14 protein-coding genes are annotated in these 15,935 nt (G+C 41.2%); 7 read left to right on the top strand and 7 right to left on the bottom strand.

Annotated features, from left to right (window positions below):
• Nucleotides 1-162 precede the first annotated feature (162 nt).
• Entirely contained in the window at nucleotides 163-591 is a 429-nt protein-coding gene (psbU, locus tag V7K73_RS13325) for a photosystem II complex extrinsic protein PsbU (RefSeq protein WP_334880634.1), read from the bottom strand.
• 518 nt (nucleotides 592-1,109) lie between these two features.
• Nucleotides 1,110-1,889, bottom strand: a complete 780-nt coding sequence (locus V7K73_RS13320) for a DUF3120 domain-containing protein (RefSeq protein WP_334880632.1) — start codon at nucleotides 1,887-1,889, stop codon at nucleotides 1,110-1,112.
• Between the two features lie 460 nt (nucleotides 1,890-2,349).
• Here V7K73_RS13320 and V7K73_RS13315 point away from each other — a divergent pair, with 460 nt between their 5' ends.
• The 7 genes from V7K73_RS13315 to V7K73_RS13285 all read left to right on the top strand — a co-directional run bounded on the left by V7K73_RS13315 (nucleotide 2,350) and on the right by V7K73_RS13285 (nucleotide 12,083).
• Nucleotides 2,350-3,174, top strand: a complete 825-nt coding sequence (locus tag V7K73_RS13315) for an undecaprenyl-diphosphate phosphatase (protein ID WP_334880630.1) — start codon at nucleotides 2,350-2,352, stop codon at nucleotides 3,172-3,174.
• Nucleotides 3,175-3,273: 99 nt separating this feature from the next.
• Nucleotides 3,274-4,614, top strand: coding sequence for a TIGR03279 family radical SAM protein (locus V7K73_RS13310; RefSeq protein WP_334880628.1), 1,341 nt, complete (start codon nucleotides 3,274-3,276; stop codon nucleotides 4,612-4,614).
• 98 nt (nucleotides 4,615-4,712) lie between these two features.
• Nucleotides 4,713-7,535: a glycoside hydrolase family 10 protein gene (locus tag V7K73_RS13305; protein ID WP_334880627.1), complete on the top strand. Its 2,823-nt coding sequence runs from the start codon at nucleotides 4,713-4,715 to the stop codon at nucleotides 7,533-7,535.
• Nucleotides 7,536-7,771: 236 nt separating this feature from the next.
• Entirely contained in the window at nucleotides 7,772-8,023 is a 252-nt protein-coding gene (locus V7K73_RS13300; protein WP_334880625.1) for a hypothetical protein, read from the top strand.
• 802 nt (nucleotides 8,024-8,825) lie between these two features.
• Nucleotides 8,826-10,037 carry an EAL domain-containing response regulator gene (locus V7K73_RS13295; RefSeq protein WP_334880623.1) on the top strand — a complete coding sequence of 404 codons (1,212 nt, stop codon included), beginning with the start codon at nucleotides 8,826-8,828 and terminating at the stop codon, nucleotides 10,035-10,037.
• Between the two features lie 120 nt (nucleotides 10,038-10,157).
• Nucleotides 10,158-11,501 (top strand): PQQ-dependent sugar dehydrogenase, encoded by a 1,344-nt coding sequence (locus V7K73_RS13290; RefSeq protein ID WP_334880621.1) that lies wholly within the window; start codon nucleotides 10,158-10,160, stop codon nucleotides 11,499-11,501.
• A 174-nt stretch (nucleotides 11,502-11,675) separates the two neighbouring features.
• Entirely contained in the window at nucleotides 11,676-12,083 is a 408-nt protein-coding gene (locus V7K73_RS13285; protein WP_334880620.1) for a phosphomannose isomerase type II C-terminal cupin domain, read from the top strand.
• 110 nt (nucleotides 12,084-12,193) lie between these two features.
• Here V7K73_RS13285 and V7K73_RS13280 read toward each other — a convergent pair whose 3' ends face one another.
• From V7K73_RS13280 to V7K73_RS13260, 5 genes are all read right to left on the bottom strand, one after another.
• Nucleotides 12,194-12,952, bottom strand: coding sequence for a HEAT repeat domain-containing protein (locus tag V7K73_RS13280; RefSeq protein WP_334880618.1), 759 nt, complete (start codon nucleotides 12,950-12,952; stop codon nucleotides 12,194-12,196).
• 173 nt (nucleotides 12,953-13,125) lie between these two features.
• Nucleotides 13,126-13,662 (bottom strand): GNAT family N-acetyltransferase, encoded by a 537-nt coding sequence (locus V7K73_RS13275; protein ID WP_334880617.1) that lies wholly within the window; start codon nucleotides 13,660-13,662, stop codon nucleotides 13,126-13,128.
• 182 nt (nucleotides 13,663-13,844) lie between these two features.
• On the bottom strand, nucleotides 13,845-14,036 hold the full coding sequence (locus tag V7K73_RS13270) for a hypothetical protein (protein ID WP_334880615.1): 192 nt from the start codon (nucleotides 14,034-14,036) through the stop codon (nucleotides 13,845-13,847).
• 165 nt (nucleotides 14,037-14,201) lie between these two features.
• Nucleotides 14,202-14,609 carry an ABC transporter permease gene (locus tag V7K73_RS13265; protein ID WP_334880613.1) on the bottom strand — a complete coding sequence of 136 codons (408 nt, stop codon included), beginning with the start codon at nucleotides 14,607-14,609 and terminating at the stop codon, nucleotides 14,202-14,204.
• Nucleotides 14,610-14,620: 11 nt separating this feature from the next.
• A complete protein-coding gene (locus V7K73_RS13260; protein ID WP_334880611.1) occupies nucleotides 14,621-15,895 on the bottom strand; it encodes an AmpG family muropeptide MFS transporter in 1,275 nt (424 codons plus the stop codon).
• Nucleotides 15,896-15,935: the final 40 nt, after the last annotated feature.

Raw genomic sequence — 15,935 nt, 5'->3', positions numbered from 1 at the left:
TAACTCCTAACTCAAATTCATAACTCATAACTCCTAACTCATAACTCCTAACTCAAATTCATAACTCATAACTCCTAACTCATAACTCCTAACTCAAATTCATAACTCATAACTCCTAACTCATAACTCCTAACTCCTTGCTACATTAACTACAACGTGCAGTTATCTGTAGATGCCGTTGTTAAAGCGATCGTCTCCCTCGTTAAAGGCAGGTTCTAGTTCTGTCACGGTGAACTTATCTAAGTTGGCTTGCAGGGTTTGTTTCTGGCGATCGCTCAGTCCTGGAAGATCCAATACATCCTCTACATTTTTGTAGGGAGCATTTATGATGATTTTCTTAGCTAAGGTGGGATAAAGCCCTGGATACTGTTGAAAAGCTCGGACGTTGGTATTATTTAAATCAATTTTTTTCCCAAATTCCGTTCCTAGCTTCGCATCTGCCCGATTCTGCCGCTCAATTGCCAGAATTGGGACTTGAGGCAATGCAAAACTGTTGAAACTAGCTGCTTGGGCTATCTGAGTTGTTCCCAACCATCCCCAGCAACTAAGTAACAAACTAAACACTGTTAATAAACGCGCCAATCCTTTCACAATTTTCTACCTCTTTCCATCAAACAGAAATAAAAGTTTTAAGCTAACAGCAGTCATTAGTCATTAGTCATTAGTCATTAATCATTCGTGAGAGTGTCAAGGACAAAGGACAATTGGACAAAGGACAAAACCTAATAGCTTAATCAACACAGCAGTCATCAGAAACTAATATACAGCGTATTAATATCCACAATATTTGGCGTTACAGGGTTTGACTCTACTTTTGCCAAAAATTTTCATCATGGTAAGACTGCCTGCATAGCTGCAATAGCTTTGTATGCACGATCCTGGTAGCATTCCTAGCTAGCCAAAATCTTTTCGGGGTGGATGATTCTACTTCTCAAGCAGACACAAAACCGTCAGATATCTAATACCGAAAACCCTAGCAAGAAGACTTGATGATCATGAACTGTTATGTAACATTTCTTAACCAATTAATTATCTACAGCATGATTGTTGATCTACTGTAGACTGGGCTGGAAAAGTTTTGGTTTTAATATTACAGAATTTTTTAATATTTACGCTGCGATCGCAGCTAACAAAAATAGGCTATCTACCAAAATCGTGCTTAAAACTGCGCCACTAAAGGCATACCAGTGTCTTTCTTTTCGGACTAAAGGCAAAATTCCGACTGTTAACAGGACTAAGGCCAGAACTATAGCCCAACTTTGTCCCCAAGGTGTTTGTACTTGCACTAGGGCATTTTGTAATATTTGCGGTGCTACATCTGCATCTACTCTCATAATTTGCCGCCAATAGGGCATTAAATCTGCTATATAGAAATATACATCGGTTAAGACTGTACCGAGTAAAGAACCTAAATAAAACCAGTTACCCACTTTGCCCCAATTTTTCGCCAAACACCAGCAAGCAAACGGTAATCCTATAGACTCGACTGGCAGATGCCATGCAGGTTCCCAACGTAACCAGCCCCAGTAAATCGCTCCTGCTAACCAACTCCAGCTAAATCCTAAGAGCAAATCTCCCCATATATAAGTTGCAGTCCGTGACATTAAGGTAAAACTTAGCCATACCCAAAATGCTGTCAGCGCTAAACTTAGACTTGGTAGCGATCGCACTATTGGCGCTTCTACAAACACTGGTACTGTTACCAAAAATACCGCCGCCCCAAACACTAACCAAGTTTGTCCGGCAGAAATAGATAAGGGAAGAGACGGAGAACAGGAGAGTGTAGATTCCAATTGCCTGATACCCTTGTGCTTAGTAACAGTTAAATCTAACTCTGTATCAATAGAAGGGGTAGAAGCAGTGTACGAGGACAGTGTATTATTAATCAAAGTTTTTAATATTTGTTACTAAACTTTATTTTATTTAATATATCACATTTTAAAATCCCCCCTGGGGGCATTGCCCGGGGTATTGTAATTATACTGGAATTTCGGGGAGCGCTGGCGCAAACCAAACAAAACATTCTATACCAGACTGATTGACTCAAGTTGCCTGATGTACACAACTCCTATGTAGTTCGTATTTACAAATAACTACAGAGAGATGGAAGATGAATATAACGGGTAAAAAGTCAATGCCATCAGTCCGCTAAATATTAAAGTTTGATGAATTGCCAAAATTTCGTTGACTTATTGAGGTGGGTGTAAGAACATGGCCAGCGTCTTGGATGGTGTTATTGATTTAATAAAGTGGAATTTTCTCCAATATTGGGGTGCAGTAAAGAGTATATAAAATAACATCGCCATCGCCTAAGTAATGATGTCTCAAACAGGAAAAAGGTATTAATTGATGGAGTTTGTTCAAGCTTTTATTTTGGGTATTGTTCAGGGGATTACAGAGTTTTTACCAATCAGCAGCACTGCACATCTTCTGATTGTGACAAAAATATTTGGCTGGAAAGAACTAGGTTCTAAAGATTTTGTCGATGCAATTCAATTTGGCAGCGTTATCGCAATTGTGGGCTATTTTTGGTCGCTGATTTATAGTATTGTCAAAGGTGGAATCGAAGCAATAAAAGACAAAGACTGGCAACGTGAAGAGTGGAAAATTCTTGTCGGTATTGTAGTAGGAACAATACCTGCCTTATTTTTCGGTTTTCTTTTTAAAGACGTTATACCAGAAAGTGCATTAATTATTGCCATCATGTCAATCATTATGGCACTTATACTAGCTTTGGCAGAAAAAATTGGCACTCGCAAGCGAGATTTTGATTCATTGCAGATTCGGGATGGTATTTTAGTGGGATTGGGACAAACACTTGCTTTGATTCCGGGTGTTTCTCGTTCTGGCTCGACGTTGACAACTGGTTTATTTTTAGGATTACAACGTGATACGGCGGCGAAATTCTCATTTTTGTTAGGGTTTCCAACTCTTACCATTGCAACGCTGTATAAGAGTTTGAAAATCTTCAAATTATTTCAAGCCCACCAATTGCCAGATAATATTGTTGGACTGTTGATTGTAGGGATTATTTCAACCTTGATTTTTTCTTACCTATCAATTGCATTCTTAATCAAATACTTAGCAACCAAAAACACTTTAGTTTTCGTTTGGTATAGATTAGCATTCGGCAGTGCTATTTTAACTGCGATCGCAGCAGGATGGAAAGGATAATTACATAATAGTCATTAGTCATTGGTCATTAGTCATTAGTGAAGAAGCAAATGACTAATGCCCCATGTCCAATGTCCAATCCCCAATGCCCTATACTCAATGACTAGCATTAATCCTGCCCGAATTACCAAGGTTCTTCCAGACTCAATAGCCGCAGAGATTGGCTTTGAAGCTGGGGATGCGATCGTTGCTATCAATGGTACACGTCCCCGTGATTTAATTGATTATCAGTTTTTGTGTGCTGATGAAGTTTTGGAATTAGAAGTTTTAGACGCGACTGGTAAAACTCATAGCCTAGAAATTGAAAAAGATTACGATCAAGACTTGGGGCTAGAATTTGAAACCGCCCTATTTGATGGCTTAATTCAGTGCAACAATCGCTGTCCATTTTGCTTTATCGATCAACAGCCACCAGGTAAGCGCACCAGCTTGTATTTAAAAGATGACGATTACCGTCTGAGCTTTTTGTACGGTTCTTATCTTACCCTAACCAATTTATCAGAAAGAGAATGGCAACGGATTGAGCAAATGCGCTTGTCTCCGTTGTATGTTTCTGTTCATGCTACCGAAGCCCAAGTCAGAATTAGACTGCTAAAAAATCCGCGTGCGGGACAAATCTTGGAACAACTCAAGTGGTTTCAAGAAAGGCGACTACAAATTCATGCTCAAGTAGTTGTTTGTCCTGGTATAAATGATGGCAAACATCTGGAACAAACTCTCAAAGATTTAGCGTCCTTTCATACTGGTGAAGTGCCTGCGGTGGCATCGGTGGCAGTTGTTCCAGTTGGGTTGACACGGTTTCGGCCTCCAGAAGACGAACTCATACCCGTTACTAGGGAAAAAGCAAAAGAAGTGATTTCCCAAGTGCAAATCCTCTCGCGGCAATTTCGCCAAAAATTCGATTCTAGCCTTGTTTGGTTAGCCGATGAGTGGTTTTTAATTGCAGGTGAGGAATTACCCAGCGAATCGGAATATGAAGAATATCCCCAAATTGATAACGGAGTTGGTTCGATTCAATTATTTATCAAGCAATTTGCTACCGTTGCAGCAGATTTACTACCGCCAAAAGTATATCCTCAAAGAAAGTTCACTTGGATAGTAGGCAACGCCGTAGAAAAAGCATTTCAACCCATTTTGAAACGCTTAAATTCTGTTGAGGGTTTAGAAGTAAATATGCGTGCTTTATCTAGTGATTATTGGGGACAAACTATCAGCGTAACCGGATTACTAACTGGTCATGATTTGCTTTTAAATCTCGAAGGGCAAGATTTAGGTGATGCTATTCTGCTACCGAATGTCATGTTAAAAAATGGGGAACTAGTGTTTTTAGATGATATGAGTATTGAAGAATTAGCTGGGAAACTAAATACAAAAGTTTTCCCGGTAGCAGGAGTTGAAGATTTAATTAAAACATGTATTTTGAATATTGCTCAAGTTTAGTTGTCAAAGATCAGTTGTTTTTCGGAGGTAATTTATTGTTAAGCTAGATGATAAATAAGAAGCAATGTGTTAATAATTAATTCGCTGAGGAGTCAGGAGTGAAGAATCAGGACAAATATCATAAAAAGGCAAATTCACAAATAAAAAAAGCCGGATTCTTCATTTTAATTTTTAACTTTTTAATTTTAAATAGTTTTAGTATTTTGCCAGTAACGGCGGCGACTGAAGAACCTGTATTGAGCGTAGTGTATGGGCAAGAAAATACAAATCAATGGAGAGGAATAACTGACCGCTTACAGACAATAGGGGTGAAATATTGTGTAATTCCCCTAGCTGATGTAAAGAGTGGGGCAGATTGGGGCGATCGCGGGGTATTATTTTTGCCAAATGTCGAGACATTAACGCCAACCCAAGCGATCGCTCTGGAAGAATGGATGAGTAAGGGAGGGCGTTTGATAGCAAGTGGCCCTGTAGGTAGTCTGTCAGCGCCGGGAGTCCGTCAGTTATTGCGATCGCTTTTAGGAGGTTATTGGGGATTCAGCCTCAGTGAGACAGAACAAATTAAACCCACAAAAACCAATATTCCAGAATGGGCAAATCAAACTGAACTCTTTGGCAAAGTGCGCGGCGGCGTTATGATTCCTAATGATATGGGCAGTGAATCTGCTGCCGTTTGGAATTCTAAAGATAATCCAGCCGCAGTATTAACAACTGAGCGTTCCACCCTTTTAGGCTGGCGCTGGGGAACAGACACAGCAACAGCCGCCGCCTTAGATAATGCCTGGTTAAAAGCTGCTCTCAATCACTATTTGACAGCGCCACCACCATCGAATCGTATGAAAAAAGTAGCAGGAGGTTCTCCAAACTGCTCAACAACAGTGGCGGCTATGCCCAGGGGGCAGGGGGAAACAATTCAAAATTCAAAATTCAAAATTCAAAATTACTCCCCCTCATCCCCCTCATCCCCTCCTCCTAAAACTGCCACTGCTCCCATACCTAAACCGCTTCCTACAATCAAACCTCCAAGTTCTCAAGAGGCTATTGACCAATTAGAACAAGCGGTGCGTCTGGATGTTGCGCCCAACTCCAATGAGCCGATTGACAACAACCAAGCGATCGCTCTCCAGCAAGAACTACAAAATCTCATAGGTCGGGTGGAAAGCGCTAATTTAGCAGTGTCAGCCGATGCCGCTAATGTGGGTGAAGTAATATCTTCAGATAAGCAGTCCTCTACCCATCTGGATACCTACACTCCCCAATCTGTCAAGGAGCAGCCGATGCAATTGGCCTCAACAAAACTGGGGGCGCTAGGTATGAGTAAAGAGCAAGCCCTAGCACAGGTAAGGGTAATTGTCAAAAACTTACCCCTATTGATTGCCCAAAAAAACTATGCTCTGGCTCGTCAGCAGTGGCTGACCGCTAAAACGATTTTGTGGCAGCAGTTTCCTGTTAATCAAAGACTAGCTCAACCAGAAATTCGGGCAGTTTGGTTAGATCGGGGGACGATTGTTCGGGCTGGTAGCAAGGCGGGACTAGCCCAGATTTTTGATCGCCTAGCTCAAGCAGGGATTAATACTGTCTTTTTTGAAACTGTTAATGCTGGCTACACCATTTATCCGAGCCAAGTTGCAAAAGAGCAAAACCCATTAATTCGTGGGTGGGACCCACTGGCAGATGCAGTGAAATTAGCCCATGAGCGAGACATGGAATTACACGCTTGGGTTTGGACTTTTGCTGCTGGTAACCAACGTCACAATCAAATTCTCAACCTTAATCCTAATTATCCAGGCCCAGTGCTGGCGGCTCATCCCGATTGGGCAAACTACGATAATCTGGGCAACATGATTCCCGTTGGTCAAACTAAGCCATTCTTCGACCCAGCTAACCCCCAAGTGCGCGAGTATTTACTCAAGCTGTATGAGGAAATTGTTACTCGCTATAACGTTGATGGTCTACAGCTAGACTACATTCGCTACCCTTTCCAAGACCCATCAGCAGGTCGAACTTACGGCTATGGCAAAGCTGCAAGAGCGCAATTTCAGCAACTTACTGGTGTAGATCCAGTAAATATTTCCCCTAATCAAGCAGACTTATGGCAAAAGTGGACGACATTTCGCACCGAGCAAGTTAATAGCTTTGTCGCCCAATTATCACAGCAGTTGCGACAAAAGCGACCGAATTTGATTTTGTCAGTTGCAGTATTTCCAATGCCTGAACTAGAGCGGATTCAGAAAATTCAACAAGACTGGGAAAATTGGGCAAGGCGTGGGGATGTAGATTTAATTGTTCCCATGACTTATGCTCTGGATACTTCTGGCTTTCAACGACTGGCCCAACCCTGGATCGCATCTAAACAATTGGGATCTACCTTGTTGATACCGGGAATTCGCTTACTTTCTTTACCAACAATTGGCGCATTCGATCAACTCCAGTTGGTAAGAGATTTGCCAGTTAGTGGTTATGCACTCTTTGCCGCAGAGAATTTTAACAACGATCTACAAAAACTCTTTAGTAACACCCAAGGTAGGGTTCAATCGACAACATCCACTAAAACTGAACCTATTCCTCAGCGCCAGCCTTTTCAAACAGTTGCCATTCGTTACACCGCGCTGCAACGGGAATGGAAATTTGTTTTTCAAAATGACCTACCACACAGACCGGCTCAGACAATATCAGATTTTAACAACCAGGCAGAAGTTCTAGGCAGTGCTTTAAATCAGCTTGCCGCTTCCCCCAATCCTAGCAAGTTACTAGTGGCGAGAGCCTCTCTAACTCGGTTCCAGTCACAATTTCGAGTATTGATGAGCCAAGAGCTTAAGTCAAATTCCTATCAAGTCAAAGTTTGGGAAAATCGGCTTGTAACTATAGAAAGGCTTTTACGTTACGGCGAACGGCGCTTGCAGTTGCGTCCTTATCCTTAGGGAAAAGGCAGGGGAGGATGAGACAAAAATCAATTCAAAATTAAACAACTTCTGCCTCCTCTTTCCCAATACCCAATTTTCAACTAGCTAGATATCAGCTAGTTTGTAATTCTTAACACACTTTTTGTATTATTTATGAACTAAATATTACTACTTGTTTGGTGTCGAAATATTGAAAAATACTTAATTAAGAAGCTTTAAATAACTATTTTTAATAATAGCTATCGTACAAATATATGCAAGCCTTACCTCAGCTTCTAAGGCTACAAAGCTTAGAGTCAATAATTGACCCTTTGCTGTGGATACTTGTGCCGGAAACAGCACTATTGAATGCGATCGCACTGATTGAAGCAGGAAGCAAGAATGTCTTCGTTTTTTCATCTTTGCAGGTAGCAGAGTGGTTAACAAAGCATGATAGGATAATGCTTGTAGCTTCAGAAACTAGATTGAAAACAGCCAAGATTTTTGAAGTTATGATACCTTGGTGATGACATTAAACGTGTCATGCTTGTTATAAATAGTCTCAATGATATTACTGATTACCAGCAGTTGGATCTACGCTAGTTGCAGATAACCAAGGTCATATTGTGATTTTCATCATGGCTAAAAGTCTCTGTCAAGAACTACCAGAAAAGACGTGAGAGTGAAAAACGATTTCGCCCCATCTTCAACAGTTCCTTCCAATTTATCGGGTTGCTGATAACAGAGGGTATCGTGCTAGAAGTTAAGCAAACAGCACTCCACTTGGGATAACTACAGCCACAATATGTAAGTAGGTCGGCGAGAAAAAACCAAACTATGTAACGAAAAGTAAAATCTCTGTATTTGGCTCTTAGTTGCGCTTTAGCGCTAAAGCGCAACTACAAACCAGTGATGATTATTTGCGCTGACTTACTTAGTTGAGCATCCATATTCGGAAATATGGTAGACGCTACTTGTCAACCAAGAACATCTGCAATATTTACTCTCGTCCAGCCCAGCAGTAATTTACACCTATAAGAGTTATGCAGATGCTACTACATTTATTAGAGATTTTGCCGCTATCACAGACTATCAAGTGCGGGAAGTGCTTAAAAAAATTAGCATTTGGGCTAGTAAACTCCATTGGTTGTTGTAATCTTTTTCTCGCACCATTAATATCGGCAATATACTAGGCATTGGATTAGAAATGAAAATTTTAAAAATTTGATATATCGCTATCAAGGTAAAATATTTAACCCAATCTCTGGGGGGGATTGTACAAAACTTTTTGCCGTTTTATCATAAAAAAAATATAAATTGAGGTAATTTATGCCCAAAATTTTAATAATAGAAGATGAAGAAGCAGTTCGGGAAAATATATTGGATCTGTTAGAAGCTGAGGATTTTGAAACTATTGGTGCGGCTAATGGCAGAATCGGGCTACATTTGGCTATTTCCGAAGTTCCCGATTTAATTCTCTGTGATATGATGATGCCACAACTTGACGGTTATGGCGTACTAACAGCGTTACGTCAAGAACCATCAACGGCAACAATTCCCTTTATTTTTCTTACGGCTAAATCTGCCAAATCTGACTTTCGCCAAGGTATGAATATGGGCGCTGATGACTATATAACTAAGCCTTTTACTCGTGCTGAGTTATTAAGTGCCATCATCAACAGATTGGAAAAACACGCTACTTTAAAAAAGTATTTATCTGCTCAGACTGTAATTAATAAACTGTCTCCAAAGATGCAGATATTAGAAATTAGCTTACACAGGGCTATCAAACAACATAATTTTGAAGAATTTGAAATTTATTATCAACCAATAGTCGATATTGGTTCTGGAAAAATCGTAGCAGCTGAAAGTTTATTACGCTGGCAGAGCCAGGATATTGGATTGATTTACCCAACAGAATTTATTCCGTTAGCAGAGTCTACAGGCTTAATTGTTCCACTGGGAAAATGGGTATTAAAAAGCGTCTGTCAACAAATAAAAATATGGCGTAATTTTGGAATTTCTCCCCTAATTATTGCTGTCAATTTATCAGTAATTGAATTTAGCCAACCAGGTTTTATTGAAAAAGTAGTCAAATTTATAAATAGTAATGGTTTGGAACCACATTACTTAGAGATAGAACTCACTGAAAGTATGATTATGCAAGATGTAAATAGTGCGATCGCTACTATGAACAAATTGCAAGCGTTGGGTATAAAAATTGCGATCGATGATTTTGGTACGGGCTACTCTTCTTTAATTTATCTGAAAAACTTACCAATTAACACATTAAAAATCGACCGTTATTTTATCCATAATGTTGCAACTGATCCCCAGAAATCAGCCATTACTAAGGCATTAATTCAAATGGCTCACAATCTGAATTTAGATGTAGTTGCTGAAGGTGTAGAGACGGAAGCAGAACTGGATTTTTTACGCCAACACAATTGTAATTCTATGCAAGGCTTTCTATTTAGTCGTCCATTGCCAGGAGCAGAATTTGAAAAATTTTTATTGACTAATAAATGCTTATATGTATGAATATTGGGGAATGGGGATTAGGTATTAGAGGAGTAACTCAGAAAAATCGGACTTTAGACTGGCGACAATTATTAAGTCTCAAGTCTAAAGTAAGAAAATTGTGTCATAGTGTCTACTGCCATGAAAGTCTTTGCGCGTATCTTGCTGCCAGTTTTTTTACTGACCTTGGTAGCAGGCTGTAACCAGACTCGCGCTTCCTCAGATAATCCCACACCACAAACACCTGTACCTTCTGCTCAACTGACACAGAATCCTACACAGCCAAAAAATATTGTCAGAACTGAAGCATTTTTACCCACGCGCATCCGTATCAATCTGAAGAATTTACCAGCACCCTTCGCAACAGAAAGTGCCTCTAAGCGACCTGAGATTGTGCCAATTGGGCAAAATCCAGTGCTACACGTACCACGAGGCTTTAAAGTTAACGTCTTTGCAGAAGGTTTAGATGCCCCACGCTGGCTAGCTTTAACTCCTAGCGGTGATATCTTGGTGACTGAAACCGCACAAAACCGCATTCGTCTGTTACGTGACAGCAACGGTGACGGTATAGCCGACGTTCGAGAAACCTTTGCTAGTAGGGACAACGGACTCAATAGACCCTTTGGTATGGCTTTTACAGGTAATTCCTTTTTTCTGGGTAACACAGATGCTGTAATACGTTTTCCCTATAGGAAAGGTCAAAAGAAAATTATAGATAAGGGAGAAAAGATCGCCGACTTACCTGCTCAAGGTTATAACAACCATTGGACACGCAATGTTGTTGTCTCGCCCGATCGCAATAAATTATATGTTTCAGTTGGTTCAGGAACTAATGTAGATGAAGAACCCCTACCACGGGCTTCGATACAGGTGATGAATTTGGATGGTTCCCAGCAGCAAACTTTTGCTTCTGGCTTACGTAATCCTGTTGGTTTAGACTTTCATCCTGTAACTAAGGAACTTTACGCCACTGTCAACGAACGCGATGGAATCGGTGATGACTTGGTTCCAGATTATCTGACACGCATTAAACAGGGGGCATTTTACGGTTGGCCTTATGCTTATCTGACACCAAGCAACCTAGATCCGCGCCAAAAGACGGAAGGTAAAAGTAAACGCCCCGACTTAGCAGCCCGGACTCAAACGCCAGATGTGCTGTTCCAGGCGCACTCAGCAGCATTGGGTTTGCAGTTTTATCATGGCAAAACGTTTCCAGAAAAATACCGAAACGGTGCTTTTGTTGCTTTTCGTGGTTCTTGGAACCGCGATCGCGGCACTGGTTATAAAATTGTGTTTGTTCCCTTCGATGCTAAAGGGCGATCGCTTGGCTATTACGAAGACTTTCTCACAGGATTTTTGCTAAATCCTTCTGTACCAACCACTTGGGGACGACCTGTAGGTTTACTCGTGTTACCAGATGGTAGTCTACTAGTAACAGAAGAAGCCAATAATCGGATTTATCGGATTCAGTATACGGGGGGTTAAGCAATTGGTACATTCAAACATTTAAAAATTCACGGATAGGATCTGTTGCCTAGAGTAAAGTTAGAGCAGTTGTCATCAATAGAAATGTTGTGGCTGCATCTGGCTATGCAGGTTTATCCTATTTAAGGTAAATTACTTAAAAATACTAATATTCATCTAGTTGAGAAATTCATTATGACTCCCAATGAAAATAATACTCAGTCAAATATCAACGAATTATCTCCACATTCAGGTACACGATACTGGGGTGAAGTAGAGGTGATCGAGGAGGGAGAAACCTATAGAATTAGTCGTGTTGAAATTAAGCCCAGGCACGGAATTAAACCACAAATCCATTATCATCGCAATGAACATTGGGTTGTAGTCTCAGGTGTAGCTAAGGTAACTTGTGGCGATGCGGAAATATTACTGAATCGAAACGAATCAACTTATGTTCCCGCAGCAACATTACATAAAGTAGAAAATCCTGGGCATATTCCGCTAGTTATTTTGGAAATTCAAAATGGTGAATATTTAGGTGAGGATGATACTGAGCGTCCTTATGACTTAAATTTGGTCAAAGCTGTAACTGAAGCTCAGTAAGGTCTAGCGATGAGGGGAGGAAGAATTTTAGAGTTTGGATTTTGGATTTTGGATTAAATTTCAATCTAAAATCCAAAATCTAAAATCCAAAATTGAATCGCCCAAATAAATCAAAACCACCCTTCTTGTTCTAAGGTTTCAATCAGCTGCAAGCCACGCGGATCACCCACTCCTAAGAGTGATGCTTTGGCATCTTCCCGGACTCCTAAATCTTGGTCTTCAGCAAAGGCTTGAATTAGGGCATCGATCGCTGTGGCATAAACTACATTAGAAGGGAGTTCGCGGCACAGTTGACCAATTGCCCAAGCACTGTTACTGCGTACTGCTGCTACGGGATCTTTGACTAAGGCTTCAATTAATGGCGGTATTGCCCCTATAACTGCTTCATAACTCACTTCTGCCATTTGTGCTAAGGCGCTAGCAGCCCACAAACGCACTGCGGAAATGTCAGTTCTGAGGGCATCTGCTAGGGGCGGTAAAGAACGGCGATCGCGACAGTTTCCTAAAGCCCAGACAACGCCTTTACGCACATAGCCGTTCCAATCACTGTTTAGTTGAGCAATTAACGGACTCACTGCCTCTGAACTAGGATTGCGTCCAAGTCCATAAGCTGCACTCACCCGCACTAAGGGACAGGTATCACTTAAGAGCCGAATCAGATGGGGAGTAGCACGCGCATCTTCTATATCACAAAAAGCACGCGCCGCTAACATTCTTTGCTGGGCCTGGGGATTTTCCAGCAGGGCTAGCATCACTTCTGGATCTGGCTTTGCCACCACTGATTCGGCAGTTAGCGGCTCTATTTTATCTAGGGGGCTTTCTAGCTCCTCCTCAATATCGAGTAGGCTTAGATCGTCTTCGTCATACATAATTTCCTTTCAATCCCTTTTCGGGATTAACACATAATCCCCCACGCCAATAAGTTAAAGCTTTATAAGTATTAGTTGCGTAATTATACACTTTTCTTTCTCCTCGTTGAGTTTTATCCAAACGAGAAACGCCATAAATCAGACGCTTAAGTATGTTACTGCTATCCTATAGTTTATTTTTCTGCACTCAGAAATTTTACCATCCACAGGGATTGGGTTTGATATCCTAACTGATTGTAAAGATTTAATGCGGGTTTGTTGGATTGAAACACTTGCAATCCAATCTGGCGATCGCCTCTTTGAATAGCCCAATTTTCCACATATCGCATCAAGGCTGTACCAATACCCCGTCGCCGATGTTCTGGTAGAACGTAGAGGATAAAAATGTGAGCATGACGATTACCCTGCACTTGATCTATGGCATTACCCACCCAAAGGCAGGCTATAGGGCATGGGGCATTGCTTATTCTTCTTATCTCGCTCATCTCCCTCATGTCCCCCTGCTCACTGCTCTCTTGCTCCCCCTCCTCTTCTACCCACCACAAGGGCGTATCGCTAGAAAAGTATTGCTTAACTGTTTGCTCTAGGTGGGAAAAATCCTCATTGGGAAAGAGATCCTGGTAAGTTCGATGCATGAATTTAAGCAGCAGCGATCGCTCCAAAGTCGAGCCACGGCGAATAATATATCCAGGTAGTAGTTGCTCAGACACCTAAAATAATTCGTAATTCGTAATTCGTAATTCGTCAATTTTGTTTTTTAATGAAGAGAAGTTTGTGGGGACGGTTTCCGACTCGCATTACTTCGGGGGATTTGAAGCCCAATACAAAACTTGCCTCTTTATTGAACCGGGGGAATTAAACCCGCAAACAGCAGTTAAATACGTTTGTTGACTTAGCTAGCTGAGTTATGTGCTGCTGGTGGTAAATCACTTGGATTAGGTTGAAAACTTACCCCCACCTCTTCAATTGGTGCGGGTGCTGCCATATCCGAGGGTAAAAAGATCCGGGCGCTGACTGCCACTAGGGCAAATAAAAATACTAATACTGCAAGCAGTGGGGCGATGTATTGACGAAAAATAGCCATATTTTAATTGCAAGAAGCTAGGAACTTTTATGAGAACCTAGCTGAAGATTTGTGAAGTATTCTTGATTTATTTTAGCAATTTTCTGTACACGGGAATTGGGGAATGGGGCATTGTTATTCTTCTCCTGCTCCCCCACTCGCCACTCCCCACTCCCTGCTTCCCTACTATTGGCTAGAGCGCTCTAAGTCATCAAGGACTCTTTCGCAATACCAATTCTCCGGCATCCCAGGATAAGTCTCCTTTGCTTGTTCAATTAACCGTTCGGCAGCCGCAGTGTCACCGGATAATTTAGCGATTAGCCTGTTTTTGAGATAGCTATCAGATCCACCATCGTCTACCTGGTTAGGTATCCCTTGATTTATAGTTGATGGTCGGGACTGATTTCTCCGCAACTGCCAAAATAAAACGTAATAAAGTGTACCAAAAATTAAAATTAGGCTGAGTGTTCCGAAAAAAGTTAGGAGGTTAAATGCTAGAAATCCTAAAACTAATTGCGAGAGAACATATCCAAGTAATAAACCAGTGAGTAAGAGAATAAATGTGCCGACAGCAATAACTACTTGATTCCCCATATATCCTCTTCTTAGTCGTCTAATCCTGGTCTGGATAATACTACCACTGGCTTTGGATTCCAAGGGGCAAAGAATGGCAATAATAATAATCCTGGCAAAGCAGCTATTGCTGTCAGTAAAAAGAATGTAGACCAACCGGTGCTTTGTGCCAATGTACCTGCTGGAGCCGTGAGAATATCTCTACTAAAAGCCTGTAAACTCGAAAGTAAGGCGTACTGGGTAGCTGAAAAGCTTTGATTACAAAGACTCATCAAAAATGCTACAAAAGCAGCTGTTTCTAGACCAGCACAGAATTGTTCTATATTAACGGCAGCTAACATGAGATAGAAGTTTTTACCAACTACTGCCAAGGCAAAGAAAGCCAAGTTGCCGACGGCTTGCATTATGGCAAATATCCAGAGGGCGCGATTAACACCAATTTTGGTCATTATTGCTCCTGCTGCCAAGGTGCCAATAATGGTAGCGAAAATTCCCAATGCACCAGGAAATGCGATGTCGCTTTGAGTGAAATGTAAGCCTTTATCTAACAAAAATGGGGTGGATACATTCTTGAGTAAAGAATCTCCTAACTTGTAAATGACAATAAATATCAAGATTAAAAGTGCTTGTAGCCAGCCATGACGCTGGAAAAATTCAATGAAGGGTAATTTGACGGCGGCTCCTAAAGTCTGAGGCGGGCGATCGCGCAGGACTGGTTCTGGTGCAAAAATAGAACTTATCACGCCTACGACCATCAATAGTGACATCAACAAGTAAACTGCTTGCCAAGGCATTCTGTCTGCTAAAAATAAGGTGACGTAACCGGTTACCAAAATGGCAATGCGATAACCCAATAAGTAAATAGATGCTCCTGCACCTCTTTCTTCTGCTTCCACTACATCAGTGCGGTAAGCATCAACTAAAATGTCTTGGCTGGCGCTAAAAAAAGCAACGGCCACAGCAGCAATTATTAAAGGTTGTAGCCCCTGGGATGGGTGTTGTAGAGCCATTACAGCTATACTTAATAGTAATGCTACTTGTGTAATTACCAACCAACCTCGACGCCGCCCCAAAAAAGGCGGTACAAATCTATCTAGTAAAGGCGACCAGAGGAATTTTAAAGAATAGGGTAGCTTTACTAAACTAAAAGCGGCGATCGCTGCCAAGCCAATTCCTTCTTTGGTCAACCAGGCTTGTAATGTCTGACTAGTTAAATATAACGGCAACCCTGATGAAAAGCCAAGAAATAACAAAGCTCCCATCTTCGGGCTGCCAAAAATCCGCAGCAGGGATTTATTTACTTGCACAATCTTGAAAATTCCTTTTTATTTAATTGAATTGCAGTTA

The sequence above is a fragment of the Nostoc sp. genome (genome assembly GCF_036916975.1).
GTDB lineage: Bacteria > Cyanobacteriota > Cyanobacteriia > Cyanobacteriales > Nostocaceae > Nostoc.
Note: the sequence above shows the minus strand (reverse complement) of the source record. Positions and strands in the feature narration are given on the sequence as shown.